This is a genomic window from Coleofasciculus sp. H7-2 (genome assembly GCF_042747725.1).
Classification (GTDB): domain Bacteria; phylum Cyanobacteriota; class Cyanobacteriia; order Cyanobacteriales; family FACHB-T130; genus FACHB-T130.
The window spans coordinates 33,438-57,773 of sequence record NZ_JBHZGO010000098.1; the positions used below are offsets into that span (position 1 = coordinate 33,438).

The 24,336-nt window shown below is 48.1% G+C and carries 24 protein-coding genes; 10 read left to right on the forward strand and 14 right to left on the reverse strand.

Going from position 1 to position 24,336, the window contains the following annotated elements:
* Nucleotides 1-34 precede the first annotated feature (34 nt).
* Entirely contained in the window at nt 35-292 is a 258-nt protein-coding gene (locus ACFW2W_RS19285; RefSeq protein ID WP_378181779.1) for a hypothetical protein, read from the reverse strand.
* A 229-nt stretch (nt 293-521) separates the two neighbouring features.
* On the opposite strand from ACFW2W_RS19285, the gene ACFW2W_RS19290 reads away from it, so the two are divergent.
* From ACFW2W_RS19290 to grxD, 3 genes are all read left to right on the forward strand, one after another.
* Nucleotides 522-1,160 carry a hypothetical protein gene (locus ACFW2W_RS19290; protein ID WP_378181782.1) on the forward strand — a complete coding sequence of 213 codons (639 nt, stop codon included), beginning with the start codon at nt 522-524 and terminating at the stop codon, nt 1,158-1,160.
* Between the two features lie 37 nt (nt 1,161-1,197).
* Entirely contained in the window at nt 1,198-1,458 is a 261-nt protein-coding gene (locus ACFW2W_RS19295) for a BolA family protein (RefSeq protein WP_378181785.1), read from the forward strand.
* A 69-nt stretch (nt 1,459-1,527) separates the two neighbouring features.
* Entirely contained in the window at nt 1,528-1,851 is a 324-nt protein-coding gene (gene grxD / locus ACFW2W_RS19300) for a Grx4 family monothiol glutaredoxin (RefSeq protein ID WP_378181788.1), read from the forward strand.
* Between the two features lie 382 nt (nt 1,852-2,233).
* Here grxD and ACFW2W_RS19305 read toward each other — a convergent pair whose 3' ends face one another.
* Nucleotides 2,234-2,482 (reverse strand): DUF6761 family protein, encoded by a 249-nt coding sequence (locus tag ACFW2W_RS19305; RefSeq protein WP_378181791.1) that lies wholly within the window; start codon nt 2,480-2,482, stop codon nt 2,234-2,236.
* A gap of 11 nt (nt 2,483-2,493) precedes the next feature.
* Nucleotides 2,494-2,856, reverse strand: a complete 363-nt coding sequence (locus tag ACFW2W_RS19310) for a hypothetical protein (protein WP_378181794.1) — start codon at nt 2,854-2,856, stop codon at nt 2,494-2,496.
* 513 nt (nt 2,857-3,369) lie between these two features.
* On the opposite strand from ACFW2W_RS19310, the gene ACFW2W_RS19315 reads away from it, so the two are divergent.
* Nucleotides 3,370-4,155 carry a response regulator transcription factor gene (locus tag ACFW2W_RS19315; protein WP_378181797.1) on the forward strand — a complete coding sequence of 262 codons (786 nt, stop codon included), beginning with the start codon at nt 3,370-3,372 and terminating at the stop codon, nt 4,153-4,155.
* A gap of 247 nt (nt 4,156-4,402) precedes the next feature.
* Here ACFW2W_RS19315 and ACFW2W_RS19320 read toward each other — a convergent pair whose 3' ends face one another.
* Nucleotides 4,403-5,020, reverse strand: coding sequence for a tetratricopeptide repeat protein (locus tag ACFW2W_RS19320; protein ID WP_378181800.1), 618 nt, complete (start codon nt 5,018-5,020; stop codon nt 4,403-4,405).
* A 76-nt stretch (nt 5,021-5,096) separates the two neighbouring features.
* Nucleotides 5,097-7,214 carry a TonB family protein gene (locus ACFW2W_RS19325; RefSeq protein ID WP_378181802.1) on the reverse strand — a complete coding sequence of 706 codons (2,118 nt, stop codon included), beginning with the start codon at nt 7,212-7,214 and terminating at the stop codon, nt 5,097-5,099.
* Nucleotides 7,215-7,525: 311 nt separating this feature from the next.
* Here ACFW2W_RS19325 and ACFW2W_RS19330 point away from each other — a divergent pair, with 311 nt between their 5' ends.
* Both ACFW2W_RS19330 and ACFW2W_RS19335 read left to right on the forward strand, forming a co-directional pair.
* Nucleotides 7,526-8,176, forward strand: a complete 651-nt coding sequence (locus ACFW2W_RS19330; protein WP_378181805.1) for a MotA/TolQ/ExbB proton channel family protein — start codon at nt 7,526-7,528, stop codon at nt 8,174-8,176.
* On the forward strand, nt 8,160-8,558 hold the full coding sequence (locus tag ACFW2W_RS19335) for an ExbD/TolR family protein (RefSeq protein WP_378181808.1): 399 nt from the start codon (nt 8,160-8,162) through the stop codon (nt 8,556-8,558). The genes ACFW2W_RS19330 and ACFW2W_RS19335 overlap by 17 nt, the downstream gene beginning before the upstream one ends.
* 87 nt (nt 8,559-8,645) lie before the next feature.
* Here ACFW2W_RS19335 and ACFW2W_RS19340 read toward each other — a convergent pair whose 3' ends face one another.
* The 3 genes from ACFW2W_RS19340 to ACFW2W_RS19350 form a co-directional block, all read right to left on the reverse strand.
* A complete protein-coding gene (locus ACFW2W_RS19340) occupies nt 8,646-9,413 on the reverse strand; it encodes an ATP-binding cassette domain-containing protein (RefSeq protein ID WP_378181811.1) in 768 nt (255 codons plus the stop codon).
* Nucleotides 9,414-9,417: 4 nt separating this feature from the next.
* A complete protein-coding gene (locus ACFW2W_RS19345) occupies nt 9,418-9,918 on the reverse strand; it encodes a hypothetical protein (RefSeq protein WP_378181954.1) in 501 nt (166 codons plus the stop codon).
* A gap of 127 nt (nt 9,919-10,045) precedes the next feature.
* Nucleotides 10,046-10,384 carry a 2Fe-2S iron-sulfur cluster-binding protein gene (locus ACFW2W_RS19350; protein ID WP_378181814.1) on the reverse strand — a complete coding sequence of 113 codons (339 nt, stop codon included), beginning with the start codon at nt 10,382-10,384 and terminating at the stop codon, nt 10,046-10,048.
* A gap of 106 nt (nt 10,385-10,490) precedes the next feature.
* Between ACFW2W_RS19350 and cimA the strand changes: the two genes are divergently transcribed.
* On the forward strand, nt 10,491-12,146 hold the full coding sequence (cimA, locus tag ACFW2W_RS19355) for a citramalate synthase (RefSeq protein ID WP_378181817.1): 1,656 nt from the start codon (nt 10,491-10,493) through the stop codon (nt 12,144-12,146).
* Nucleotides 12,147-12,469: 323 nt separating this feature from the next.
* On the opposite strand, the gene ACFW2W_RS19360 is transcribed toward cimA, so the two are convergent.
* Nucleotides 12,470-12,976, reverse strand: coding sequence for a hypothetical protein (locus ACFW2W_RS19360; RefSeq protein ID WP_378181820.1), 507 nt, complete (start codon nt 12,974-12,976; stop codon nt 12,470-12,472).
* Nucleotides 12,977-13,506: 530 nt separating this feature from the next.
* Here ACFW2W_RS19360 and ACFW2W_RS19365 point away from each other — a divergent pair.
* The gene (locus ACFW2W_RS19365; protein WP_378181823.1) at nt 13,507-13,641 is read left to right on the forward strand and encodes a hypothetical protein; all 135 of its coding nucleotides are present in this window, start codon (nt 13,507-13,509) and stop codon (nt 13,639-13,641) included.
* Nucleotides 13,638-14,489, forward strand: coding sequence for a Uma2 family endonuclease (locus ACFW2W_RS19370; RefSeq protein ID WP_378181826.1), 852 nt, complete (start codon nt 13,638-13,640; stop codon nt 14,487-14,489). Before ACFW2W_RS19365 ends, ACFW2W_RS19370 begins: the two co-directional genes overlap by 4 nt.
* A 55-nt stretch (nt 14,490-14,544) precedes the next feature.
* Here the strand turns inward: ACFW2W_RS19370 and ACFW2W_RS19375 are convergent, their stop codons facing one another.
* Complete coding sequence (locus ACFW2W_RS19375) at nt 14,545-15,429, reverse strand: lipid kinase (RefSeq protein ID WP_378181957.1); 885 nt, start codon at nt 15,427-15,429, stop codon at nt 14,545-14,547.
* A gap of 312 nt (nt 15,430-15,741) precedes the next feature.
* Here ACFW2W_RS19375 and ACFW2W_RS19380 point away from each other — a divergent pair, with 312 nt between their 5' ends.
* Complete coding sequence (locus tag ACFW2W_RS19380; protein ID WP_190415607.1) at nt 15,742-15,963, forward strand: DUF4327 family protein; 222 nt, start codon at nt 15,742-15,744, stop codon at nt 15,961-15,963.
* Here the strand turns inward: ACFW2W_RS19380 and ACFW2W_RS19385 are convergent.
* The 4 genes from ACFW2W_RS19385 to ACFW2W_RS19400 form a co-directional block, all read right to left on the reverse strand.
* Nucleotides 15,960-17,231 carry a protein kinase gene (locus ACFW2W_RS19385; protein ID WP_378181829.1) on the reverse strand — a complete coding sequence of 424 codons (1,272 nt, stop codon included), beginning with the start codon at nt 17,229-17,231 and terminating at the stop codon, nt 15,960-15,962. The two genes, ACFW2W_RS19380 and ACFW2W_RS19385, sit on opposite strands and share 4 nt — an antisense overlap.
* A gap of 77 nt (nt 17,232-17,308) precedes the next feature.
* Nucleotides 17,309-19,612 carry a serine/threonine phosphatase gene (locus ACFW2W_RS19390; protein ID WP_378181832.1) on the reverse strand — a complete coding sequence of 768 codons (2,304 nt, stop codon included), beginning with the start codon at nt 19,610-19,612 and terminating at the stop codon, nt 17,309-17,311.
* Nucleotides 19,613-19,807: 195 nt separating this feature from the next.
* Complete coding sequence (locus ACFW2W_RS19395) at nt 19,808-20,452, reverse strand: pseudouridine synthase (RefSeq protein WP_378181835.1); 645 nt, start codon at nt 20,450-20,452, stop codon at nt 19,808-19,810.
* Nucleotides 20,453-20,553: 101 nt separating this feature from the next.
* Entirely contained in the window at nt 20,554-24,051 is a 3,498-nt protein-coding gene (locus ACFW2W_RS19400; RefSeq protein WP_378181838.1) for a beta strand repeat-containing protein, read from the reverse strand.
* Between the last annotated feature and the right edge of the window lie 285 nt (nt 24,052-24,336).

Genomic DNA, 24,336 nt, shown 5'->3' on the forward strand with positions numbered 1-24,336 from the left:
CAGCCACGCGCAAAGCGATCGCTCTATAGCAATCTTATTTGATTTGTGAAATATTGTTTTTTAACGAACCGCAGAGGACGCCAAGGACGCAGAGAAAAGAAATAGAGAGTTTTAGTGCTAAAAGTAGCGGATCGACCCTTGGCGGAACTCCTGGCGCGAGATGAACGGGTGAGTGCGAACCTGCGAGGAAGACTTTGCCCGTCACTGACAGCTTTTCTTGACGGAACAAGGCTACAGCTACCAAATTGAAATTCTTGACCTTTCCGCCTAAATTCGCAATGCGCGATCGCATTAGATGAAATCGCTCTAAGGATATCCGAGCTTTTGCTCAGGAAATCTCTACCCTTATTTTTTATATTATTAAAGAATATTCGGAAACTTTTTTAGAGTTTTGTCAATCTAAACAGGGCATGACTTTGGGAATTTATCAGCGGTTGGTCTTAAACGTGGTGAGTCCGACAATGTTAAGATACCCAAAGTTTGTCATCGTTCTGTTTTCAGCCCCCAAATAGGGTTATTTTATGGTATCTTCTGGAACTGCTCGTCGCCTCGGTTTTACCTGCCTTGCTGGCCTACCTTTAACAGTGTCTTTGGCTCTGCTACAACCCGTGCAGGCTCAGAACCAAATCCCTGCTCTACCAGAAGACGCCAGTCAAACACAACCAGATTTAACCGATCCCAACAATCTCCGCCCCATCTCTCAGGAGAGTGGCTTGTTGAGTATGCAAGGAGGGCAGCGTTTGCTGAGTGAGGCAGATAGTGCCGTATCTTCGCAAAACTATACTCTAGCCGCCAAGAAGCTCCAAGAGGCTCGTCAGGTTTTCAACCAGTTGTCCAATTTCTATCAACAACTGGGTTCTAGTTTTTCGGGAATTGATAATCGAGTTTACGAGAGCCAGCGACGCAAGGCTGTAGAAGCTGCTCAACTTCGAGATCGGGCAACTTATCAGCTGGCGCTGGTGCATCGAGCGCAAAATCAGCCAGATTTGGCAGTGCCTTTGTTGATTCAGATTGTTCGCAGCCAGCAGCCGACACGCGATCTCGGCAAGAAAGCTTATCAGCAGCTGCTGGAAATCGGGTTTATCGAATCTCCTGATTCCGCGCCTGCTAATTCTTCGAGCGATCGCTCCAACTCATCTTCCTCTGCACCCAAACGGTAGATTAGAATTAGCAACTTGAAGTGAAACGGGAGTTTAAATGGTTAGCCCAGATCAGGTAGAGGCGATGATCAAAGCCAAAATGCCAGATGCCCAGATTCAAGTTCAGGATCTGACTGGCGGTGGCGACCATTACCAGGTGACAGTGGTTTCGTCGCAGTTTGAAGGCAAAAGGCTTGTACAACAGCACCAACTGGTTTACGGTGCGGTGCAGCAAGCGATGGCTACAGAAGCTATTCATGCTCTAGCACTGAAAACCTATACTCCCCAAGATTGGGAGTCAGCTACGAAGCAAGGTTGAAGCTGAATAAAAATTGCGTTCTCGCGCACTGGCATTACACTAGACAACAGAGGCATTCCAAGCAGAACTATGACGCCAGAACTAAAAGAGCGGATTGACAGCTTGCTCAAAGAGCATAAAATTGTGGTCTTTATGAAGGGCAACAAGCTGATGCCCCAGTGTGGTTTTTCCAACAATGTGGTACAGATTCTGAATACTTTGGGCGTACCCTACCACACGGTTGATATTTTGGACGACTGGGAAATCCGGCAGGGAATTAAGGAATATTCTAATTGGCCTACCATTCCCCAGGTTTACGTTGATGCTCAGTTTGTTGGCGGCTCAGATATTCTGATTGAGCTGTACCAAAAGGGCGAATTGCAGGAAATGGTTGAAGTTGCTTTAGCTTCCTAAAGCTAAGGCAAGCAAACCGAAAATTCCCTCCTTGTTCTTCAACTTAAGAATCAAGGAGGGAATTTTTATGGTGTTTAAGATAACTTGGAACTAAAATTTAAAAGCTAATTCAAAAGCAGTGCAGTCTAAATCATCCTAAATAGCATGATTGACTGGACTAGAGAGTAAGGGATAGTAAGGGCGATCGCTTTTTTTTCAAATCTTTACTTATCGGCTGTATTAAGTTACAAATCCGATCAACGTTAAAGATGATTAGCACCCAGAAGCTCGCTGTTTTCTCCCCAAATCGTATACCTGTGGGCAATTTAACCACATTATCCACAGGCAACTATGGCAAGACCGATCCTGGTAGGCTCAGCTTGACCAATCCAGCCAACCCCAGCTAATAATAGTCTGATTTAGGTTGAGTCTGCGTCATGTCAAAGTTGGATGGATCGTAAATGTAACGGGTAACTTCTTCTTCTAAGCGGTGAATGAGAAAGGGTTCCAGAACGCTAGAATGACGCATAGCTGCGAGATAGCCATCTAAAAACAGCCGCAAATCATCGAAGCGATAACCCCGATTCCACATTTCGACGAGGGCGTCGGTGAGTCTTTGGTAGTAGCGGATGGTTTGAGAGTCCTGTAGCATGGTCGGAAGTATCAGGTGTGAATTAGTATAAGGGGTGAAGTTGGAAGAAGGAAACTTTCGCCGTGAGCGGTTAGCTCAGTTGAGCCTAGTTTCCTAACCAGAACTACAGCGGTTTGGAGTTGCTGTGCGGAAACCGAAAACGGGTGCATACCAGTTTGGTGATGATAGAACGGTTGGTTGTGTTCCTTGAAGATTAAGGGAATAACAGCAAAACTCATACCTCCGATGGCGGCGAGTTGCGCGATCGCTCTCACTTTAGTTTTATCGTAGAAAACCCGATCCCCAACGTCATGCATCCGTCGAGCGATTTGTGCCATCTTTTCCAGCAAGCATTGCAATTTAGTCGTTGCGTGGTTTAAACTGCCGCTGGACAAAGAAAGTCTCCTAAATAAGCAGATTCTTGAACTTTTGTCAACAAAATTTCGATTGTTTAACCGCAATTTCCAATTGCCAGGATAGATTTGCCTGTTGCCCCTTGCCGGGAATATCCAAAAAGCTATTTGTCTGTTGCCTTTTGCCTCACTCAGTGGGTTTCTGGTAGGAAAGACATCCTGCTTGGTCAAGCCGGATATACTGATTTGTTCATCGGAAGCTATTGGCATGGCATCGTTCAGCAAACTTGACTAAACGTTAACCTTGGTTAACTTTCATTTTACTCATTGCTTAGTGAAATGGCAGCTTCGGCTTCAGGCTCTCTCTAAATCGGTAATATTACTCTTAAAAGTATTAAAAATATAAAACAAAAGTTTAAATTTAAAGAGAAAATTTTTAATTTTAATTTTTAAGTTTTAATTGTGTAGCCCCGATCCCTCGTAGCCTTGGTTACAGAATCCTGACATAAGCTTTGTTAAGCTGAAGCTCACCAGCTTGAAGGGAAGCATGCCACCGTGGGATCGATTTGCATTCAGATCATCGAGGGGAACCCGCACCTGCGATCGCTACTGGGCTGGCACTTACAGCAAGCAAGCTACTGGGTGTGTCAATCCGCTGGCGTTCATCAAGGTAGAGAAACGTTTTATACTCGCCAACCCACAGTTGTCATCCTTGATTCCGACCTGCCCGATGGCGATGGAATTGAATTTTGCCGATGGCTTCATCAACACGGACAGGTACTCATCTTGATGCTGTCTGCCCGCAGTCTGGAAGCCGATATCGTCGCTGGGTTAAAAGCAGGAGCCGACGATTATTTGACCAAGCCATTTGGGATGCAAGAATTTATGGCGCGGGTTGAGGCGCTGATTCGCCGTGTCCGCGTCACAGCCGCACCCATGTCCCTAGATTATGGCGACCTAAAAATAGACTTAGTGCAACGCCGCGTCCGCTTCAAAGAAGAATTCATTGAGCTGACGCCCCAAGAGTTCAGCCTGCTTTACGTCCTGGCACAGGCTGGAGGAGTGGCGCTGAGTCGTTCCGAACTGCTGCGCCGCGCTTGGCCTGACGCCATCGATAACCCGCGCACCATTGATACCCACGTCCTCTCCCTACGCAAGAAAATTGAGACCGATCCTCGACAACCCAGCATGATTCAAACTGTCCGCAACGTGGGCTATCGGTTCAATCCAGAGATTCTTAAGGGGGCGGAACCAGCTGCCTTGACATTTGATGACGATTCCAAACCGCTCTCTGCCCATGCTACCCCTAGCATGGTAGGGGGACAGAACCGCCACCGCTAAGATCGACTTTTAAGATAGACTTTGCCGCCTGCCTCAAATCCATCGCTCTTTGGGCTTTCTCTTTGGGCGACTCGGCTACTTGGACAGGACTTACGCAAAGCTTGTACATATAGCGTTTTTTCGGGGTAGCGTTTTTTCGGGTTCAATCCCCCTGTGGTTGCCCTCAGATGTAGTGATATTTGCGTAAGTCCTGTCAAATTCAATAAAACGCTGATGGGCTGAGCTTCGATCAGCCCATCGATTCAGGCTACGGCTGAAGTTTCTCGATCAGCGCCAGTGCTTTTTTGGACTCATCAGGCTTGCCTTGCTTAGCGAAGAGTTCAGAGGCTTTCTGAAGGTCTTCAATGGCTTTCTTGTCTTCTTCTAGCTGGGCATAAGCGATTCCTCGCTGATAGAAAGCTTCTGCTTGATCGGGCTTCAGTTTGATAACTTCGGTGTAATCAGCGATCGCTCCTGCGTCATCTTCTAACTCGGTACGAGCCAGTCCTCGATTCAAGTAAGCTTCATCATCCTTGGGATCGAGTTGCAGCACTTTGCTGTAGTCAGCGATCGCTTTCTCGTAGTCCTCTAGCTCAACAAGAGCCACGGCTCGGTTGTAGTAAGCTTCCGTATCATTGGGATTCACCTCCAGCACCTTCGACAACAGATCGACGGCTGCCTTATAGTCTCCAGCGTCAAGTTTGTCTAACCCCTGTTGGAGCAGCGCCTCAGGATTCCCTTGGAGGCGGGGACTGGTAGGAGCAGGCGGTTTAATTTGGGGACTAGGAGCAGGGGATGGTTCTGACTGGGCACGAACTACAGGGGTCAATCCACCCACTCCGATAACAACTCCTAAAATTGCGATCGCTGTCTTGATGTGGTGCATAAATTTATTTAGTGACGAGTGATTGGGTATTCGACAATCAGTTCAAAAGTCTATACCCACTCTGGTTGAGAGGCAATTATTCGTTGTTCGTAGTAGCTGAACCCGATGATTCTGCTGAGGAAGGTGCGGCTCTGCGCCGCCGCGCCCGTGGAGCTTGTTGTGACTGACTGGCTGAACCGGCTTCCAGACGCCGCTGCCGCCGCGCCCGTGGGGCTTGCCGCACTGCCGGACTAGAGGCAGATTCCACGCGCCGCCGCCGTGCCCGTGGGGCTTGCTGGGACGGACTGGCAGCCGCAGATTCCCCGCGCCGCCGCCGAGAACGACGTGGCGTTTCCGAAGCGGTGGAAGCAGATGCCGATTCCAGACGCCGCCGAGAACGACGTGGCGTTTCCGAAGCGGTGGAAGCAGATGCCGATTCCAGCCGCCGCCGAGAACGACGTGGCGTTTCCGAAGCGGTGGAAGCAGATGCCGATTCCAGCCGCCGCCGCCGACTGGTACGCCGTGTTTCCGAGGCGGTAGAAGCAGATGCCGATTCCAAACGCCGCCGCCGAGAACGACGTGGGGAATCTGAGGCGCTAGTGGAAGCAGATGCCGATTCCAGACGCCGCCGCCGCCGGGGAGTCGATAACTCCGAGCTACGGTCGGAAGATGCCGATTCTGAGCGACGACGCTGGCGAGAACGGCGCTCCCGCTCCGATCCCTCTAGCTGAAAATCAACTGAAGCCCGAACCCCCTGTCGTCTACCAGAGGAAGAATCGAACTTCCAATCTCTTGCGGCTCTAACAGCAGCTTCATCGAGTTCACTGCTACCGCTGGAACGCGACAGCCGAACATTGGTGACATTTCCTTTGTCGTCAACATCAACACTGACCTGGGATGCGCCTTCGACGCCTTGCCGTCTCGCATTGCTTGGATAGTTGGGCTTGTCACATTTAACGCAACCGATTCGGCTCGATCCCGATCTCCTCGAAGGACGTTCTTCATTCCTCTCTCTTGGCTCAGTTCTCGGCTCGGTTCTTGGCTCAGTTCTTGGCTCGGTTCTTGGTTTGAAATTTTCTGGAACTATTGCTACATCCCTTCCACTTCCCGATTCTTTGCTGGTGCCAGTGCCCGTACCCGAACTACTGCTAGTGCTGCTACCCGTACCAGAGCCAGTGCCCGTACCCGAACTACTGCTGGTGCCACTGCCCCTGCCGCTTCCTTGTCCTGAGCCTTCAGTGCTACTGCTCGTACCCGAACCACTGCCTAGCAGACTTCCCGTTCCGGCAGCCACAGTAGAGCCGCCGACGGTACTGCTTTTATCAGTTTGGCTACCACTATTTCCGGCACTTTCTTGAGTTTGTCTGGAGCCGGTGATTCCTCTAACCAAATCTCTAAATCTTTCAGACGTTTGTTGCTGGAAAGAGGGACTCGCCTGTGTTGGAGCTGCTGGCTTGTCATTTTGTGGAGACGGCGCAACGGCAACCGAGCTAGGCTGGGGAATTGGCTGCGAACTACTTGCTGGATTGGGTTCCTCAGTGCGTTCCAAAGACGGCTTCTCTACTGGTTTCGGCGGCACGCTTGCCACTGGATCGGGAGTTACTCGTTTGGGCGTCTCAGCAACGGGTTCTTCACGCTTGACAGGTGTTACTGAATTGGGAGCGACTGGTTGCTCGACTCGTTTGGGCGTTTGAGCTGGTCGGAACGGGGGTAAGTTTACCACGAGCGGCTGCCGTACTGGCTGCGGTACCACTTCAGGGGGTGTGGGCGCTGGTTGTGACGCTGCGGGTGGAGAGGGAGCGATCGCTTTTGGTTCTGTGCGAGGTTGAGATGCGGGCGCAGAAGTTGTATCGGGTGTCCCGCCGCCTGAACCACCTGCTGCAACTGAGCCTGTTTCTGATGCACTGCCAGAGCTAGTTAAGACGCGAGAACCTCCGGCTGCAACTGAACTTGCTGCTGATGGAGTATTCTCTTGTTGAGTTGCCTCTTTTGGTGTATCTTCCTCTGGTTCCAAAGCTTGAAGGCTCTCAGGATCGAGAACTATCACTTCCATTGGCTCTTGTGCAACGATGTCAGATGTTTTCACCCAACGATTGCTCATAGCCAGCACTCCGATATGGAGTGCGAGGGAACCGATGAGACTATAGGCAATAAAAGACCTCAGAGCCTCTTCTTCTTTTTCTCGCTGCTGAACAGCAACACTTGACAATCCCATATATTATTGCAAGTTATTTGCACTTGTTTGGTCAAGGTAAGATGCACCGAAGTAAATGTCAAGGGGTAGAACTAGGGGAATTGGCTGTTGCTACCGTGAGCAAAACCTCTCGAAACTTAGTTTTCATAAGCTTTTCACCCTTGGTATCGGCTTTGTTAAAATTACTCAATAAAAATCATTATTCTCAAAATCGGGAAAAACTGCTTGACATAGATTCTCATTAGGTTTAATTTCTGTTGAGAACTTCTATCAGCTTTAATACTCAAGTAAGCTGGTAGGCAAAGCCTTGTTGATTGCCCTAGAGAAATTAGATGGGAATTAGTAATCTTTTTGCAGCGGGCGGCGTGGTCATGTGGCCACTCCTAGGATTTTCTATATTAGCGATCGCCCTAGTTATAGAGCGTTCAAGATTTTGGTTTCGCATTAACCGACGGCAAAGCCGGGTTGTCCGAGACGTGATGAAGCTTTATCAGCACGATCCAGAAGCTGCTGTACATCGGCTACAGCAGAATGCTGACTTACCGATTGCGCGAATCTTTTTGGCAGCATTGGAACTGGAACAACCCAATCCAGAAGAATTTCGATTAGCGCTGGAAAGTGAAGCGCAAGCAGAGTTACCTGGATTGAAACGATTCAATGTGGTGTTTGAAACGATCATCGCCCTTTCGCCGCTGCTGGGGTTGCTGGGAACGGTTTTGGGATTGATTAACTCCTTTGCCTCGCTGACGCTAGGGAGTGTAGGAGGCAGCCAGACGGTCGGTGTCACGGCAGGGATTAGTGAGGCGTTAGTTTCCACCGCCACCGGATTAATTGTGGCGATCTTTGCCCTAGTGTTTTCAAATGCCTTTCGAGGGTTCTATCAGAGACAGTCGGCACACATTCAAGAGTACGGCGGTCAGTTAGAACTGTTATACCGCCGCCGTTATGAAAAAGGAGAGCCTTCTTATGCGACTACCCGATGAGCCGGATATCCCAGTGCAGATCAACATCGTGCCGATGATCGATGTGATCTTCGCCATTCTGACCTTTTTCATCATGTCCACGCTGTTTTTGACCCGTTCAGAAGGGCTATCGGTGAATTTGCCTAAAGCAGCGACCGGACAAGCTCAAAAATCGACACCCGTTACGGTGTCAATTGACGAGGAGGGAGAAATAGCACTCAACCGCCAGCCAATTGATTTAGGGGAACTGGAAACCGGAGTGCGATCGCTGATTCCGTCCGAACAAGAAACCCTCATCGTGCTAAATGCTGATGAAAGAGTCAATCACGGTCAAGTAGTGGCGGTGATGGATCAATTGCGTAAGGTTAAAGGTGCAAAATTAGCGATCGCTACGAAGAAGTAATCATTCCATTTGATGAAAGGTTATTCGTTATCAGTCGATAGTCATTAGTTTGTTGCTACTAACTAATGACTAATCACTAATTACCTTTTAACCCCAATCTTGAGCGGCTTGGGCTTCCGCTTGGATAAAGCGATCGCGTAAATTACTCCAGTCTATCTGTGTTGCTGAGACATCCTCAAGCAACTGCCCATCCTGCAAATACAAAACCCGATTGCAAAACATTTGGGCTAAATCTAACTGGTGGTTGACCATCACCACTGTGGTTTTTCCCTCGTTGCACAGTTGCGTCAATACTTGCAGGACATAAGCAGCACGACCCGCATCTAGGGCAGAAGTCGGCTCATCAAGTAATAAAATTTTAGGTTGGATAACGAGGGCACGGGCAATTCCTACCAATTGCCGCTGTCCTTGGGACAGTTGCACTTCCGTCCGCCCTAACCAATCTTCTGGGATGTGCAGTTGCTCGATCCATTTGAGCAATTGTTGCTGAATCACCTGTTTCGGGACACCTTGCAAAACCAGAGGATAAGCTAAGGCATCTCTGACAGTCATTCCCAAAAGTTTTGGTTCTTGAGAAACCAGCATTACCTGCCGCCGCAACGGGATAACCGGAAGTTTTTGATAATCTTGATTTTCCAGATAAATTGCACCAGCAGTGGGTTCCAATAGCCGGTTCAATAGCCGCAACAGCGAAGTTTTTCCGGCACCAGAAGGGCCAATCAAACATAAGCGATCGCCCGGAAACACCTCAAACGAAATCTCCTTCAACAAATACTGCGAACCGACTGGCGCGGCTAGACTCACCCGTTCCAGTCGCAGCAAATCTTTTTGTGCTTTCGTGTCTTCGTAGTTCAAAAAATTATGTCAATCGTCCTTGTGTAGTCGCCATCCAAATTGTCCAACCATCTGTAACAAAAAGCAGCAGCGCGAACACTAACAAAATTAGATACATCCAAGGCTGAGACAAAGGACGAACATCAGTTGTATCAATTCCCGTCTTGTCTTCCACCAGTTTAACTAACCGAGCAAAGCCAACGACACGCATCGGTAGCAAATAAGCTTTTTGTTCTGACTTGCTAACAAAGTAATAAACGATTCCACCTTGCCCCGTGGTGCGAAGTTTTAAATCTTTGACTTCTGCCCAAGGTAACGCCCAACCTCTGCGGAAGAAAACCGGAACCCAGCCAGGATAAGTTACCTGGATTTTTTCATCATCCACAATCACCCGTTCGCTGAGGACAGCATATAACGGTACTAACCCCAAGGCAATTCCCAGCCACAGCAACCAAGGCGGTAGGGGTGACGCAGATGCCTGTGACAAAAACGGTAGCGCAATCGTCAGTGCCAGGTAAAGCGCCATCAACGTGATGCGAATCAGGGGGGAAATGCGAAACAGGAAACGACTGGTTGGCGCTGATTCCGGCTGTAATTCAAGATTTTGTGACACGCTTTTAACCCAAAATCTAAAATTTAAAACTGAAATTGCTTTATCCTTGCGGCGTCCAAACAGTTTGAGTGCCTTGTCCCCAAAATCCATCAAATTTGGTGACTTTGACATCTCCTAAAACCTGCGTTTGACAAGCTAAGCGCCGGTTTACCGTGGGAGAATGGGGAGGAAGCGATCGCCTGGTTTTATCTTTCCAGTTGGCTTCGGAAACGTTCCCTTCCACTGCCACTGCACAGGTGCCGCAGGTGCTAAGTCCCTGGCAGTTAATGATTTTTGCCTTGCCATTGTAGAGGTCGATGCCATTTTCTAGTAGCACTTGACGCAGATTGGCACCCGTACTGCACTCAAACGTTTTTCCTTGAGCTGTTACCTTTGGCATAATGATGTATTCAACGAGCCTCTTGAGTGATTGTTTGTCTTAACTTTATTTTTACAGTTCTTTACAGAATCATCTGTTAAATTTTCTCCCTCGGCTACAACTTCCCATGCACTCAGATCAAACAAACCGAATTTGGATTTACGACACGACGTTGCGCGACGGTGCCCAACGCGAAGGGCTATCGCTGTCACTCGAAGACAAGTTGCGAATTGCCCGAAAGCTAGATAAGTTGGGCGTTCCGTTCATTGAGGGCGGTTGGCCTGGGGCGAATCCCAAAGATGTACAATTTTTTTGGCAATTGAAGGAAGAACCGCTCTCCTCAGCAGAAATTGTCGCCTTTTGTTCTACTCGTCGTCCCCATACAACTGCGGCAGAAGATCCGATGTTGCAGCCCATTCTCGCGGCGGGAACCCGCTGGGTGACGATTTTTGGCAAATCGTGGGATTTACAAGTTACAGAGGGTCTGAAGACCAGTTTAGAAGAAAATCTGGCGATGATTGGAGATACGATTGAATATCTCCGCAGTCAGGGGCGGCGGGTAATTTACGATGCCGAACACTGGTTTGATGGCTATAAGCACAATCGGGATTATGCGCTCAAGACATTAGAAAGCGCGATCGCAGCCGGTGCAGAATGGCTCGTCTTCTGCGACACCAATGGCGGCACGCTTCCTCACGAAATTAGCCAAATTGTCCGGGATGTCGCCAGTGTAATCGGAATCAGCGCTCAGCAGTCAGAAGCCAGCAGTGAGTTCAAAACTCGAAACCCCCTGCTTCTAGGCATTCATACGCACAATGATTCTGATACAGCGGTGGCGAATGCAATAGCCGCCGTCATGGAAGGAGCCAGAATGGTACAAGGCACCATCAACGGCTACGGCGAACGCTGCGGCAATGCTAACCTTTGCTCTGTGATTCCCAATTTGCAACTCAAACTGGGATATAACTGTATTCAAGACGAACAACTGCTACATCTGACAGAAGCCAGTCGTTCAATCAGCGAAGTCGTCAATCTTGCTCCCGATGAACACGCACCGTTTGTTGGTCGTTCTGCGTTTGCTCACAAAGGCGGCATCCACGTTTCAGCGGTTGAGCGCAACCCGTTGACTTACGAACATATTCAGCCAGAACAAGTCGGCAACGAGCGTCGAATTGTGATTTCCGACCAAGCTGGATTAAGTAATATTTTGGCAAAGGCTCGCAGCTTTGGCATTGATCTAGATAAGCAAGATCCCGCCTGTCGCCAACTTCTACGCCGCCTCAAGGAACTGGAGAATGAAGGCTATCAGTTTGAAGCAGCAGAAGCGAGTTTCGATTTGCTGATGCGCGAGGCATTGGGACAACGACAGCAAATGTTTGAACTCAAGGGTTTTCAAGTCCACTGCGATATTGTCAGGAATGCTAACGCCCTCGCCACCGTGAAAGTCGCTGTCAATGGCAAAGATATTTTGGAAGCTGCGGAAGCGAATGGTCCCGTTTCGGCGCTGGATGCTGCATTACGCAAAGCTTTAGTCAATTTCTATCCAGAAATTGCTGTATTTCACTTAACCGATTACAAAGTGCGGATTCTCGATAGTGGCGCGGGGACTTCAGCCAAAACTCGCGTTCTAGTAGAATCTAGCAACGGTCATCAGCGCTGGGCAACTGTGGGTGTTTCTAGCAATATCCTAGAAGCTTCTTATCAGGCGGTCGTCGAGGGAATTGAATACGGTTTGCTGTTGCAATCTTCCGCAAGTCGGACGACAGAAGTTGCAGCTACATAAAGCAAATTCAGCAAGTGGGATGAAGGGGAGGGCGCGGCTTCAAACTTTATAGCTTCCTCCTCGCTCCATCGTTTGCACAGCTATATTAGCGTAGAGTTTATTACTACTAAAAGCTTAAATTAATCGAGTTTTTAAGTTTATGTAAAAATCTTTGCAATCATCCTTGCGGCTCCAGAAAAAAGGCATTGTAGTTTCATCAGTTGACTCATAATTATAAACTCGTACAAGGTATCCATTGCCATGTCAGTTAAATCATTAATTTAATGTAATATCCCTGGATTAAATTGGCTAAACGAATAATATACTGTTCAAGCAAAACTGATTTAGTAACCTATAAGTAATATACCTTTCAAAGGTAAAATCAAGCGATTGTTTATGTAAAGTAGTTCCAAAAACTTATAAATTTTTGCAAAGTCATCTCTACCCCGATAATCATTTCTTACTGCTATAATCAAATACTCAACTCCAACCATCATACTTGCTTGAAATATATCTTTAAGAAATTGATAATTATCAACTGCTCTACCAGCCTCAATTTCTAAAACTATTTTGCCATCTTTACTTAAGGCATCAGCATCAAAAGATATATCAACTTTATTGTTTAATCCAAACAAAACTGGAACAGGAATTTTCTGTTCTCTTGCTTTACCTGCTTCAACTAGCATCTCAACCGCTAATAGGTAGGGTCGCAATATATCCAACACTTGATTACTTGAAAGAGTATGGTTAGGTGACTTTATTTGTTCTTCTACTCGGAGAAAACATTCTACAATTGCTTGGCTTTGTTCATTTATTTTAATGGATTTAGGGAAAAATTGATATCTAATCATAATTCATGTTTCTATTGTATAGATTTGATTTTTAAGAATAATATTTAACCTTTAAAAACTTGCAAATTTTTAAAGGTTAAGAAATATATTTTAAGGCAATTAAACATAGGCTTAGCACATTTTTGATAATGGTGTTACCTACTTACCGATAAACTTATAATACTCTTGCAAGTCTCTTTGCTGCTTCTGGAAAACACGTTAATTAAGTTTAATTTGGCTTGATGGTAATCGTCTCTTAAAGTATGCAATGCTTCTTGCATACTTTAAAGCCCTTCCTTGCTGGTTGAAGATGTTTTGCTTATGACTCTATATCTACTGATATTGATAAGATTCCGATAAGTAGCAATATTTCCGAAACCAGAACGCGATCGCATCCTCCTTATAAACCTCACCCCTAAGAGATCGCTACTCAGGCTGTTCCTCATCCTCAATCAGCTCATTCAAAGCTTCAGCCAGGGTTTTGCACAAGTTTGAGCGTGGAGTCCTCTTGTACCAGGTTCTAATCCTGGTGAGGTGATGAGTATTTTGACGTGGTAAATTCTGATTCATTAACGGAAGCGATCGCTTTACTCCTGATGAGAAAGCGATCGCTTTGCGTCAAGCATCCCAAATCCCTGACAATAAAATTAAGTCAATGCGATGTAGAGGCAATTCAACCCGAATGAAAACTGCGATAACTGCCCAGCAACTAGATGCGATGATGCCTGATGCCAGTCAACTGTACAGTGATGAGCCTGAAATGGAAAGTTCTTTGCATTATATGCAACTGCTGTTGCTTGTCACTTGTCTGGAATGGCTGTGGCGTGAAAGAGAGGATTTTTTTATCGGTGCCAATCTCACCATTTATTTTAGTCGGCAACAACTGCGAAATCGTGATTTTCGCGGTCCCGATTTCTTCTTAGTCAAGCAGACCCAAAAACGTCCTCGCAATGCTTGGGTGGTGTGGGAAGAAGATGGCAAGTATCCCAATTTGATTATCGAGTTGCTATCGACTTCTACCGCCACGACAGACCGCACGTTGAAAAAAGATTTGTACCAAGACCGCTTCCGCACGCCGGAATATTTCTGGTTTTCGCCAGATACGCTGGAATTTGAAGGATGGAGGTTGCAGGGAAATCGGTATCAGGAAATTGCCCCGAACGAGACAGGCTGGCGTTGGTGTGAGGAGCTAGGCTTGTATATGGGCGTAGAACAGGGACAGCTACGCTACTTTACTCCAGAAGGCTCAAGCGTCCCGACCCCGGAGGAAGCCGCGAAACTCGCAGTAGAACGCGCTCAGCAAGCTCAAGTGCAAGCTCAACAGGCTCAAGCTCAAGCTCAGCAAGCTCAAGTGCAAGCTCAACAGGTACAAACGCAACTAGAACAAGCACAAACCCAAGCTCAACAAGCACAAACGCAACTAGAACAAACACAAACCCAAGCTCAACAGGCTCAAACGCAACTAGAACAAGAACGACAACGCGCCGAACGGTTGGCTGAACGACTGCGATCGCTAGGTATCGATCCAGAGTAAGCGATCGCGTCATAGCGCCAGATAACTTTTAAGCGATCGCTCTCACCCTATTTACCTACCTTTTGGTAGATGACGGCACAAAAACCGATAGAACTTGCGGAATCACTCGAAATCGGGCTGGCGTCTCCGTTGTTCTTTCCCCATCGGTATTAATTGGATAAGGTCTTCGAGTATATAACTCAATGTCTTTACCCTGAATGGTACGCACCCCCCTACCTGTCGCCGATTTCCCCCGCAAGGCAGCAAATACCAACGGCAGCGTTTCCCACCAATGCTTAATTTCCAAACTATGCAGATCCAGCCTTTGGTCGTCAATGGTGGCATCATCCGCAATCACTAAGCCACTGCCGTAATAGCGACCATTCCCCACCGTAATCTGCAAAGTTTTTACTTCGATAGACTGACCTTCCCAGTGGATATCAACCCAAAAGGGTCGCGCAGTCGCAATTACTTGCACTGCTGTAGCAATGTAAGCAAAAACGCCCCAATGCCGCTTCAATCTTTTGGAAACTCTGCGGTTCACTTCTGCACTCAGTCCCAGACTGGCAATATTGAAAAAATACTGCCCGTTCACCCAGCCCAAGTCAATCCGCTGAATTTGACCATTGGCAATGATTTGACAAGCCTCTGGCAGCGACTGGGGAATATTCAGGGTTCTCGCCAGATTATTGGCGGTGCCTAAAGGCAAAATTGCCAAGGGTAAGTCAGTATCTAACAATCCTTCCACTGCCGCATTGACACTGCCATCTCCACCCCCAATGATGACCAAATCGACCTGTTGGCGGTGTTTCCGAATTAGTTCAGAAAACTGCTTGGGATTTTCACTCTTTTCCTCCACCAGTTCAAAACCCAGTTGTTGCAATTGTTCAACTGCTTGCCGTCTGGCGTCTTGACCTCGTCGAGCATTCGGATTCACTAATAGCAGTGCCCGGTGACTCATTTGTATTGTTTTGAGGGAAATTCGGTCAGCGGAGAAAGAAATCACCCCAATCCTCCCAGCCTCAAGTATATGCTTCCGATTGCAGCAGGCGATACTGTCTGTCTGTGTTGCGAGGGAACTGCCAATGGCTCTCAGGGAAAGAGACGGTAGTAATTTCCGTACAAAAGCCGTCAAAACACTTGCCAGAATACCCTAATATACGCTACAAGGATAAAGGATTGCTTCCCTAGCGCATAGAATTCTACGCATTAAATATCAGAAGCGGGAAGCTTTTTTACTTTCTAGTATTTGCAAAACTGATTTCTAGACCCTATGACTCAGCAAGTAATTCACCCAATGGTGAAAATGCAGCGTCAAATGCATTCACTTGTAACATCGAATATTATCAAGCCCACTGATAAACTCTGGAAAATCGCTCTCCTCTACGGAGATGAGTGGTCTTACTGGAAAAAAGAACTGTTGGAATTTGGATTTACCATGCAAGATCCAGTCAGCGAACTGCTGGCGGTTGAAGCTTGGGAAGACGAGGATTAAAGGCAGGCGGTTAAAGCTTGAGAGAGTTCCTTTGCCGTTTGATAGCGATCGCTCGGTCGGGGTTCTGTCACTTTCTCAATCACTATCCGCAGTTGGGGTGTAATTGTCGGCATCCCTTCAACATTGAATCTGTAAGCCATCCCCCGTCGTTTATAAAACTTTTGGGGGCTTTCACCACTTAACAGAAAAATCAGGGTCGGTCCAATCGCATATAAATCCGATTGCGTCACTGGCTGACCCCGGTCTTGTTCTGGGGCGCTATAATCCGGGGCACCAATGCGTGTCCCTGGTGGCGTGCCAATTTCTTTGACTGCCCCAAAATCCAATACCACCACCTGATTGTCCCGAAAGCGCACCATCAAATTTGCCGGTTTAATGTCCCGGTGGATGAGGGGCGGGTCTTGACTATGGATATAGCCCAAGATGTCGCAGGCTTGAATCATCCACTCAATCGCCTGCTTGAGGTGTACTGGTCCCTTTAGATAGATGCGCTTTTCTAAATCCTCTCCTTGGATCAGCTCCATTGCCAGGTATTTCTTGCCACCCTCCACAAAAAAGTCATAATACTGCGGAATTCCTGAATGATGCAGCGTCTTGAGGGTGCGAGCCTCTCGTTCAAAGAGTTCTCTAGCTTTGGAATTTTGTGCCATATCGGCATTCATTTCCTTTAGCACCACTAGAGCCGCCCCGCGCGGACGTTCGGGGTCCCAGGCAAGATAAGTGGTGCCCATTCCTCCTTGTCCCAGCGTCCGCAACACCTGATACTGACGGATGTGGCGATGTATCTTTACCAGAGGTTGCCCGCAGTGGATGCAGAACAAGTTACCCAGCGGATTTCCGGCGTGAGAACAAGCTGCTTCAGAACTGGCTGCTGGCTGTGGGAGCGGACTACTGTGTGCCCTTTCTCCGGGCTTCTGAGAGAGAGTTGCTGGCTCCTCTTGGCTGCTTTGGAATTTCAGTACCGGCCCTCCTCGCGCCAGCTGGATGAGGGAATCATCCGATACCACTCCCTGGGAAACCAAGATGCCATTGACAAAGGTGCCATTCGTGCCTTGATTGACCAGCAACCATTGCACGGATGGGGTGCCTCCGTTGCTACTGGATGAGTTGCCTACTCTCCGAAGTTCCAGATGGTGCCTGGAAACCATACCATCGTTAAGAACTACGTCATTATCAGGGGCGCGACCAATCCGAATCGTGGATGCTCTTGGGAAGTTCCACTGCTGCGGAGAGGTAGACGATGGATCGAGAAGGGTCAGCGTAACCATAATAGTTTTGAGTTATTAGTTTTGAGTTTTGAGTTTTAAGTTTGAATTCAAAACTCAAAACTCAAAATTCAAAACTTTTAAAACATCTGATGTTGATCCAGGTTGGGTCGCACTTTCGCGCGGATAACCACTGCTGTGATGTTATCGTGACCGTTGTGCTGATTGGCGAGGTCAATGAGTTGCAAAAGACCCTGATCCAGGTTGGCTCTAGAACTCAACAGAGGCAAAAGGTGAGTTTGCCAGTGAGTTTCTATGAGGTCATTGTCTGATAAACCATCGGAACACAAAAGCAGTAAAGTATCTTCATTGAGTTCCAAAAATTGGATATCAGGACGGACAAAATTCTCGTCTCGCGGTCCCAAAGCTTGGGTTAGCTGGTAGGCATCGGGGCGGGAGTAGGCAACTGAAGGTTCTACCCCTCGCTGGATTTCCCGTTGACCGACTTCGTGATCGATAGTAATTTGTTCTAAACCTCGTTTACGGCTGAGACGATACAGGCGACTATCCCCGACATGAGCGATCGCTACCTTAGTATCCTCAATCAAAACCATGACGAGGGTAGTCCCCATTCGTCCAGGGCCAGAACGTTCGTGGTGTTGGTTAATATCAAAAATTGCTTTATTGGCTAAAAGCACTGCCTCCCGAATGCGGTCTTCTGTTGGTAAATGGTTTTGCCAATTGTCTTGGAAATAGCGCCTGACAGTATCCACCGCCATCACACTTGCCACTTCGCCCCCAGCGTGTCCTCCCATGCCGTCGCAGAGAATATAGATCCCCCGTGCTTGGACGGTTCGACCTAATGGAGTTTCCTGCTTTTTAACTTCCGTGTTAATGCCGAAGTTGTCCTCATTGTGTTCCCGTTGCCGCCCGATATCCGTGCAACCAGCATCGTCGAGACTGAGCAACTGCATCGGCAGGATGATCGTGGGCATATCATCGCCCTCGCTGGTGTCAGGGATGGAATCCTCTGAGGTGAGGGGTGGCTGAATCCGAGTTTTGGAGGGTTGAGAATCTTCTTGTTCTTGAGCGATCGCCTTTAGCTGCGATTGCAGGTCTAAGGGGGTTTGAATCTTCCCGCTTTGCAGATTGCCCAAGAGTTGATCCAGAGAATCTAATTGCGATCGCCCTGATAGGTCAAATAATCCTTGCCACACTTGCCCCAAATTTTGCAGTGACAGCGTTGCGTTGGCTGGCTCTCTATACAAGCGTTGCAGGCACAGTGTTTGATCCTCATCCACGCGCAGATTTGATAACTCCAGCAGACTCTGACGCATCTGCCAGGGTTCTAGCGCTACCCACAATTTTGCCATTTCATCTAGCCAGTACAAAATCTGCAACAGCGGAATTTGAGCATAATTGCTCAGGTCATTGAGCAAAGGCCACTGGGAACGGTCTTCTAGCAGCAAAACGGAAGTTCGGTCCTGCTGCCATGCATCGTGAATAGCTGGCAGGGTCGGGTACAACTTATTCTGTAAATCCAAATATGCTTGGGCAATGTTGGGAATACTTTTGGCGGCTAACGAGTTTACATTTAGAGTCTGGTCAATAAAAGTCCGGTTTTTGACCGATTGGGCCGCAGCAGACATCGTTTCTGAGTTACTCGCCGCATTTACTGCTTCAGCACCTTGTAGTTGCTCCATGATGGCTGTCAGCGGAGCTTTTTGGAACGGCTGGCAGTCTAAAACTCTCACCATCACCTCAGCGCTGTCCGCATTGCTTGGCAGAGAGTCTAGCAATTGATAACGCTGCTGGGGGTCTAAATATACAACCTGTGGTGTTACTTGGATGTCCCCACTACTGCTATTTTCACGGGTTGTCTCTGTCGAAGTCTCCGCAGCCGAACTTGAGGCGATTAATTCGTTCTCCGCCATTGGAGTCTCGACATCTGTTGATGAGACAGAAGCGGATGGTGACATGGCAGAAGCTTGAGAATCTGCTGACAAAGTGTTTTCCTCTGGTACAGAGGTTGCCTGCAACTCCTCGACCCCTGAAGCGGTCGGCAAGGGTACAGTTGCCCCGTCTGGCTCAGATGCAACGTCTGCTGGCATTGTAGCCGCGTCTGAAGCCGCAGCCGTTACCGGCTGTGTTGTTTCAGCCAGGTCGATATCTGCAACTCCCATATTCTCGCTAGAATCAGCTGTTGCTGCTTCCGACCCAAGCGTGGGAGAGGCGACTGCGGCGAGTTGCGAGTTTGAATCTTTCGAGAGAATCGCCCACCACACCGTTCCCGTCGTGGCACCACAATTGGGACAATTTACGAGATTGAATGGCACTTGAGTTGTGCATTCAGAACAAACTTTGTGGGTTAGGGAAGTTCCACATTTTTGACAAAACTTGTTGGTATTGGGATTTTCAAACTGACACTGGGGACAGACAAGCATGGCGGAACTTCCTCGATTCCCGTGTGGTATTTTGATTTAAGGGAGACAAAGTAACTGCGATCTAGTTTGCCACGTCACAATCGAAGCTTCCAACTTCGACAGGTAGAAGTCTTAAGGTCAGCGTTAGCAGACGGGGAAGCCATACGCACGTCTTGCACCCTCAATGATTCGTGCTACGTCTACACTACGCGATCGCTATCCACCGAGCGATCGCCACTCGTAACTATTTATGCGACTAGCATCAGTTTGACACAGCTTCTTTAATAGTTCTAACTCAATTGGAGTTAGATCGCGCCACTGTCCGGGTTCCAGACCCACAAGATGCAGGTGAGCTAGAGCAACTCGCACCAGCCGCAGCGTCGGAAACCCTACCGCCGCCGTCATCCGCCGCACCTGCCGGTTCCGACCCTCCGTCAAAGTCATCTCCAGCCATGCTGTCGGCACATTCTTGCGAAAGCGAATCGGTGGATTGCGAGGCGGTAGCAGTGGTTCATCGGGTAATAACTGCGCCAAAGCCTGTCGCGTCCGGTAATCTTGAATCACCACGCCTTCGCGCAAACGTCTTTGCGCCTCTTCATCCGGAATCCGTTCCACCTGCACCCAATAAGTCCGGGGATGTCCAAAGCGAGGATTGCTCAAGCGATGCTGCATTTGCCCATCATTCGTCAACAGCAGCAATCCTTCACTATCCCAATCTAATCGACCCACCGGATAAACCGAGGGAACAAGGATGTAATCTTTCAGCGTGCTGCGTTTCTGCTCAGTTGGACTGTTGTCCGTAAACTGAGTCAAGACGCCATAAGGCTTGTAAAAAATTAGATATCGCTTGTCATCAGTCATTAGTCATTAGTTTAGTTATTTGTCATTAGCTTAAACAATGAATGTGCCAACGCCGCAACTGACGCGGAACTAACAAGTAATGACTAATAACTAATAACTCATTAGTTGATTTTGACCCGGAAACGGATAAAGCCAAAATTACTACCAGCCGTATTAGAAACAGTGCCTAAATTTAGGATAACTGCCCCGTCGGGATTGGTTTGGTTAGAGCAAGCGTTCCCCGTAGGTAATGGAGCTAGCGGCGAGAAAAATGTCCCAGCATCTGTATCTGAAGTATTCGTTTTGGCAGTCACTGTTCCTGCTTGATTCACCGAAATCCCGCTACCTGACCCAAAACTATCGGCGATAAACGTTGTCCCCGATGGAATCGCATCGCAGAATCTGACGTTGTTGACTGGGGCAGTTCCATCAGATAGGAAATAGATAGTGTAGTCCACCTCATCACCGCTTGCCAAAGGCGTTTCTGATCCTAACTTACTCACGCCCACTGGCGACAGTTGAGAAAAGCCCGAAGCATCATCATTCGGGTCATTTTGGTTATTTACAAAGCTACCAAAATTAATCCCGCTAATCGGAACGCCATTTCTCGTTGCATTGGTAATTCGCTTCACCAAACGCAGACGCGGTACTCCAGAAGCAACGACACTTACCACAGTTGGGTCATCATCCCCAGTATCTCCCAGGTTGCCCTGATTAATCCCATCATCCAACTCCTGCGGCAAGTCATTAGATCCTGCAACCCCATCTGTCACAGAGTTATTGACCGTTCCACCTGTCGATGTGGCTCTAGCTTGGTTGATAATCTGCACGCCAGTCGTCGCCGTCACCGTAGCACGGAACTTGATCGTCACCTTGCCACCACCTGCACTTAGTTGACCTTTAGTGGTGGGATTGGTAAGGTTCGTGTCGGTGGTACCGTTGTAGCTAGAGTTCCCCGTAATTGTTGTCCCAGTTCCAGAAGACGTAAAGCTATAACTCCCTGGGACAAAACTCAACTTGCTGGTGTCGATGCTGTCAGTGGCCAGGAAGTTGTTGACAACAATATTGGGAGTGGTGTTGATGTAGGTGATGGTGTATTCAATTACATCACCTGTCGTGACAGTACCACTGCTATCAGTATCGGTAAACAGACGGACAGATTTGGAACCGCTGGGTGAGACAGGATTGACAAAGTTAAGAATGTTGGGGTCAGCACCGCTTTGATTGGGTTGGTTCACATTGCCGCCAGAACCAATATTACTGGGATAGCCCGGATTAGTTCCAGAACCAGGTTGCGTGGGGTTTGTAGAGTCACTGGCATCTGTGAGTATAGGATTGCCATTATCTCCGGCAAAGTTCACTCTCCCTTGGTTAGTAATCGGATTAGCCGCCCCTGGTCTGAGACGGGCGTTAAACTTGAGAGTAACGGTGGCACCAGGGGCTAGGGTTCCTGGTTGGGTGAAAGGCACAGGAGTGCCCGTACCGTTGAAGTTACTGCCAGGGAGACTAGCGGCAAGGGCAAAACCAGCGTCTACAGTAACGGTATTCCGCAGCACCAGCAACTGTGTGGGAATAACGTCGCTGATGACTAAGTCATTAATCAGACTGGATGTGGGATTGCTAACAATGATGGTGTATTGAACGTCATCACCGATGGTAAGTGTGGTTGTGCCATCGTTGTCACTCACAAAGCGGACGGATTTAGTGGCGGTAGGGACAGGGACGGGGACTAAGCCAATGGTCAATCCAGTCTTGTCGGCAGGGCCAGTATCGCCGTAGGGCGTTTGGCTAATGCTGCCTGATGGAGTATTAGCATCGGTGGGGACTCCTCCGGGTGGGAAGCCAGGGGTAGGAGAAGTGGCAGTAGCTTGGTTGAATAAGTTGCCAGTCACTCCACTGCCAACGGTAGCATCCACGGTAACGGTGATAGTGCCATTAGGTGCTAAGACGGCTCCAGCAGCTAGTAAGGTATTGGTTCCAGCACCGTTATAAGCTGGATTAACAGCGGCACTGGTGCCCGTTCCAGCAACAGTGACGGTGGGTGTTGCAGCCAGGGTCAGTCCAGTAGGTAAGGCGTCTGTAATTTGGAACTCGTTGGCGGCACCCGACCCCGTATTTGTATAGATAATTGTATAGCGGACGCGATCGCCCGGTGTCACCGAACTCGTCCCATCTGCATCTGTTGCCAGAGCAACGGATTTTGTACCAGTGACGACGGGTGGAGTGGGAATAGTCGTAGTTTTATCAACAAATTGTGGAGTCGGCGGTTCATTACCAGCTTGCTGGCGTACCTTTTGATCTATAAAAGAAACTCCACTAATTCTTGTAACATCCTGAGGAGGTGCCCCAGGATTAGGAGTTACACACAAAGTAAAAACTTTGCTTTCTCCTGGCTGCAAAATTCCCGTGTCCAAATTTCCATCGCCATCGGTATCTGGAAGAACAGTCGTACCGGCAGCATTTCGCAATTGCACCGTGTACTTCGGATCGGTGCCTGAAAGCGTTAGGTTAATAATATCAGTGGTAAAAAAGTTATTTGTAACCGTAAACGGGTGACAAACTTCGTTGCCAATTGTGGTTGCCAGTGTAGTGTTTTGCGTAATTGTGAAGTTACCTGCTTTTTGGGGAGGCTGATCGAATAGAGGCAGACGGCTTCCATTGCCATTATTCGCTTCAAGAAGACTTTGGTTATTAATATTGAAATTTGTGATTGTCAGCCCCCACCTTCCAGCATCAGCGATCGCATTTAATGAGGCGATTGTATCTCCCCCGTTGTTCAAATCGCCGCCGACACTATTCCAAATACCACCGTCTGATACAGTACCTGCCGTAGTTGCACCATTTGGGCGGATATAACTTATCCCTATATTTCCATTACTATCCAGGTCAAAGTTTCGCAAAAACAGGCTGTTAGTTCCAGGTCCAACCAGAAAAAAGAATGGAAGGTTTTGAGTGGCACCCGCGTCCTTCTGGAAAGTGCCTTGAAACTGACCAATTAGCACTTCGGAAATAGGGACAACAATAGAAAAGCCATTATCATCGTTATTCAGAGTCGCCGTGAAATTCCCAGAGATTGGGCCTGCACCCGTCACGCTCGTAACCTGGTAGATGCCAGGTGTGGTTATGGCTGGAAAGGTGACGGTTGTGCCATTGGCTGAGCCTGATGGTACTGTTTGACTGTTGATCGGTAGTGCCCCAGTCGGACCAAATAACTCAAAGCGGGTGGGGTCAGGTGTGCCACTTACTTCATCTGGTAGTGTCCCGTTACTCTCTGCGTCATTGACACTAATAACAATGCCTCCGGGACCTGCTGCGGCTATATCAGCTTCGGTAATGCTGATAAAGAAGCGGTGAACCCTATCGGTGCTGGCGCTGGTTGCGGTGGTGTACCAGTCCCCAACACCAGGACCGCGAGATCGGCCACTTGTTTGAAAGTTGAGTCCTGGTGTAGATGGCAGAGTTGTTTGAGCTTGGGCACAAGTAGAGTAACAGACTAAAGTTGCAACTAAAGTGATGCTTGGGAAGAGAAATGAAAGAGGGTCATATAAGGAAGAGAAGTTTCTTTTATCCTCTATTTTCCGTCCTTGCGCTTCCTGAGAGTGCTTGAATAACGTCTGCATAATTATAGTTTTTAAGAAGAAATTACTTGGAAATACAGAATTATTGCATTAATGGCGTAGATATCTCTATAGGTTGATGTGTGTTTAAACAGAGAAGGCAGTCGCGCGATCGCCTTCTCTGCTCCCTTTAGTTTAAATACTTGACAATCATCGCAAAAAGTGATTATTTTATTCTGCCGAACGAGTCAGCTGCGCCGAGGAGCGTTCAAGCAATCAAAACGCCAATTTGTTCTAAAAGCAGTTGCATCTGTCGTTACATATAAAAACATGGAGCTAGTTGGGGAA

What these genes read in the sequence shown, in the direction of transcription:
- ACFW2W_RS19330 (WP_378181805.1), top strand. Translation starts at nt 7,526, where the DNA reads ATGGGAATTAGTAATCTTTTTGCAGCGGGCGGCGTGGTCATGTGGCCA.
- ACFW2W_RS19370 (WP_378181826.1), top strand. Translation starts at nt 13,638, where the DNA reads ATGAAAACTGCGATAACTGCCCAGCAACTAGATGCGATGATGCCTGAT.
- ACFW2W_RS19285 (WP_378181779.1), bottom strand. Translation starts at nt 292, where the DNA reads ATGCGATCGCGCATTGCGAATTTAGGCGGAAAGGTCAAGAATTTCAAT.
- ACFW2W_RS19350 (WP_378181814.1), bottom strand. Translation starts at nt 10,384, where the DNA reads ATGCCAAAGGTAACAGCTCAAGGAAAAACGTTTGAGTGCAGTACGGGT.
- ACFW2W_RS19380 (WP_190415607.1), top strand. Translation starts at nt 15,742, where the DNA reads ATGACTCAGCAAGTAATTCACCCAATGGTGAAAATGCAGCGTCAAATG.
- ACFW2W_RS19375 (WP_378181957.1), bottom strand. Translation starts at nt 15,429, where the DNA reads ATGAGTCACCGGGCACTGCTATTAGTGAATCCGAATGCTCGACGAGGT.
- ACFW2W_RS19360 (WP_378181820.1), bottom strand. Translation starts at nt 12,976, where the DNA reads ATGATTAGATATCAATTTTTCCCTAAATCCATTAAAATAAATGAACAA.
- ACFW2W_RS19390 (WP_378181832.1), bottom strand. Translation starts at nt 19,612, where the DNA reads ATGCTTGTCTGTCCCCAGTGTCAGTTTGAAAATCCCAATACCAACAAG.
- ACFW2W_RS19320 (WP_378181800.1), bottom strand. Translation starts at nt 5,020, where the DNA reads ATGCACCACATCAAGACAGCGATCGCAATTTTAGGAGTTGTTATCGGA.
- ACFW2W_RS19395 (WP_378181835.1), bottom strand. Translation starts at nt 20,452, where the DNA reads ATGACTGATGACAAGCGATATCTAATTTTTTACAAGCCTTATGGCGTC.
- cimA (WP_378181817.1), top strand. Translation starts at nt 10,491, where the DNA reads ATGCACTCAGATCAAACAAACCGAATTTGGATTTACGACACGACGTTG.
- ACFW2W_RS19345 (WP_378181954.1), bottom strand. Translation starts at nt 9,918, where the DNA reads ATGGCGCTTTACCTGGCACTGACGATTGCGCTACCGTTTTTGTCACAG.
- ACFW2W_RS19305 (WP_378181791.1), bottom strand. Translation starts at nt 2,482, where the DNA reads ATGCTACAGGACTCTCAAACCATCCGCTACTACCAAAGACTCACCGAC.
- ACFW2W_RS19295 (WP_378181785.1), top strand. Translation starts at nt 1,198, where the DNA reads ATGGTTAGCCCAGATCAGGTAGAGGCGATGATCAAAGCCAAAATGCCA.
- ACFW2W_RS19335 (WP_378181808.1), top strand. Translation starts at nt 8,160, where the DNA reads ATGCGACTACCCGATGAGCCGGATATCCCAGTGCAGATCAACATCGTG.
- ACFW2W_RS19325 (WP_378181802.1), bottom strand. Translation starts at nt 7,214, where the DNA reads ATGGGATTGTCAAGTGTTGCTGTTCAGCAGCGAGAAAAAGAAGAAGAG.
- grxD (WP_378181788.1), top strand. Translation starts at nt 1,528, where the DNA reads ATGACGCCAGAACTAAAAGAGCGGATTGACAGCTTGCTCAAAGAGCAT.
- ACFW2W_RS19385 (WP_378181829.1), bottom strand. Translation starts at nt 17,231, where the DNA reads ATGGTTACGCTGACCCTTCTCGATCCATCGTCTACCTCTCCGCAGCAG.
- ACFW2W_RS19290 (WP_378181782.1), top strand. Translation starts at nt 522, where the DNA reads ATGGTATCTTCTGGAACTGCTCGTCGCCTCGGTTTTACCTGCCTTGCT.
- ACFW2W_RS19400 (WP_378181838.1), bottom strand. Translation starts at nt 24,051, where the DNA reads ATGCAGACGTTATTCAAGCACTCTCAGGAAGCGCAAGGACGGAAAATA.